Raw genomic sequence first — 366 nt, 5'->3', positions numbered from 1 at the left:
TACTGTATCTGCTACCGCACCTAGCGTGTGCTCTGGCGACGACGGGGAGTTCGTGGTCAGTGGCGATGCCGGTGACACCGTGACCTACAGTATAGACGGCGGCCCATCGGTAACGGGCGTGATACCTGCTGACGGTACGCTGGAGATCGCGGTTGTGGGGATGACCTCAGCGACGACCATCGATGTCAGTAACGTTTCCAGTAGGAGCTGTGGCCGTGGCCTGAATGGCGTTAGCGCTACGATCACCGTCGACCCGCTTCCGAACGCCGTTACGGTATCTGCTACCGCACCTAGCGTGTGCTCTGGCGACGACGGGGAGTTCGTGGTCAGTGGCGATGCCGGTGACACCGTGACCTACAGTATAGA

Annotated in this window: 1 protein-coding gene; it reads left to right on the top strand. The window is 60.4% G+C overall.

Annotated features, from left to right (window positions below):
- Positions 1-366: hypothetical protein (locus AB9K26_RS00175; protein WP_369970534.1), on the top strand; the 366-nt coding region annotated here is incomplete at both ends.

The organism is Psychroserpens sp. XS_ASV72 (assembly GCF_041224425.1).
Classification (GTDB): Bacteria; Bacteroidota; Bacteroidia; order Flavobacteriales; family Flavobacteriaceae; genus Psychroserpens.
Note: the sequence above shows the minus strand (reverse complement) of the source record. Positions and strands in the feature narration are given on the sequence as shown.